This is a genomic window from Methylobacterium sp. WL120 (genome assembly GCF_008039465.1).
GTDB classification, from domain to species: Bacteria; Pseudomonadota; Alphaproteobacteria; order Rhizobiales; family Beijerinckiaceae; genus Methylobacterium; species Methylobacterium cerastii.
The window spans coordinates 1-1617 of the sequence record NZ_VRUT01000322.1 but is presented as its reverse complement, the minus strand read 5'-3'; the positions used below and the strand labels follow the sequence as shown (position 1 = coordinate 1617).

Genomic DNA, 1617 nt, shown 5'->3' with positions numbered 1-1617 from the left:
CGCGCAGGGTGCGCCGCACCGGGCGCCCCGCCCGCAGCGCCGGGAGCAGGTCGCCGAGCACCATCCGCTCCAACCGCTCCAGCCGCCGCGGCAGCGCGCCGCCGGCCCGGTCCAGGGCGAGGTCGACGACGCGAAGCGCGACGGCCTCGGGGAGGTCGGCGAGGGTGGGGCCGTCGAGATGGAGCGGTGCGATCACCGCAGCACCCCCTCCCCTCTCTGTGGGGGAGGTGATCGCAGCTGGTTCGATACGCCTCACCACCTCATCCTGAGGTGCGGCGTCAGCCGCCTCGAAGGAGGGCTCCAGGGGTCGCAGCGGCCCCTGAAGGGCTCCTTCGAGGCCTCCGCTGCGCTCCGGCACCTCAGGATGAGGGGGTGGGTCGGACCACCACCCTCTGCCATCGCCCCGCCCTTCCACGGAAGGCGCGGCGAAGACGGCTTGCCGGAAGGCGGCGTTTGCCATCGCGGCCAACGCCGCGTCGTCGCGGGCGGCGCGCTCGGCCACCTTTGCGAATCGTTCGCTCGTGAACCCTTCGGCGGCCAGCAGCGGCAGCAACCGGCGAAGGCGCACCCGGCCGTAGCGGTCGTCGGCGTTCGAGGGGTCGCAGACGAAGCCGACGCCCTCCGCTTCGCACCAGGCGACGAGATCGGCCTTGGGGATGTCGAGGAAGGGGCGGGCCAGCACGAGCCCCGGCGCCAGCGGGCGCTCCCGCCGCATGCCGGCAAGGCCCGCCGGGCCGCTTCCGGCGATCAGGCGCATGAGCACCGTCTCGGCCTGGTCGTCGCGGGTGTGGCCGGTGAGCAGGTAGCCGGCGCCGACCGAGGCGGCGTGCGCGGCGAGCAGGCGGTAGCGGGCGGCGCGCGCCGTCGCCTGGATGGCGGTGCCGGGGTGGGTGCCGTCCCAACGCAGGATCGCGTGCGGGAGCCCGAGCGCGGCTGCGGCCTCGGCGACGGCGCGGGCCTCCTCAGCGGATTCGGGGCGCAGGCCGTGATCGACGGTGGCGACGAAGAGCCCGTCGCGCCGGCCCGCGGCGGCACGCATCAGGGCGGTGGAGTCGGGGCCGCCGGAGACGGCGAGCAGCAGGATTGCGTCGCTGGCCAGCCAAGGTGCGAGGGCGGTGTCGAGGGCGCGACGAATCCGGGGGCCGGGATCGTCGCGCGGGCCGCTCACGCCGCGCAGCGTGCGCGCTTCTGCTCGCGCGCCACGCTCTGGCGCACGGTCGTGCCCGCGGCGGGGAACTTGCGGTCGAGCTCGGCCAGCGTCGCGCAGGCCTGCTCGCGGGCGCCCAGGGCGTTCAGCGAGACGCCGAGCTTGAGCATCGCCTCCGGCGCCTGGGGCGAGCGGGCGTAGTCGGTCGAGACCTTCAGGAACTGCTCGGCCGCCTCGCGGTTGCGGTTGCGCTGCAGGTAGCTCTCGCCGAGCCAGTAGGTCGCCGCCGGCACGTGGCCGTCGCGCGGGTGCGACTGGATGAACTGGCGGAAGGACATCTCCGCCTGCTCGTAGCGCTTCTCGCGGATGTGCCCGACGGCCGCCTCGTAGTCGCTGGTCGCGTCGCCCGAGCCGGTGGCCGCGACGCTCGCCGGCGCGCGCGCCGGGTTCGGCAGCGCGCCGGTGGTGCC

2 protein-coding genes are annotated in these 1617 nt (G+C 75.5%); both read right to left on the bottom strand.

The window, feature by feature from the left end:
* The coding region (gene tilS / locus FV229_RS28340) for a tRNA lysidine(34) synthetase TilS (RefSeq protein WP_348644207.1) at nt 1-1168 on the bottom strand (1168 nt) is incomplete at its 3' end.
* The coding region (gene ybgF / locus FV229_RS26725; protein ID WP_147754801.1) for a tol-pal system protein YbgF at nt 1165-1617 on the bottom strand (453 nt) is incomplete at its 5' end. The genes ybgF and tilS, both read right to left, overlap by 4 nt.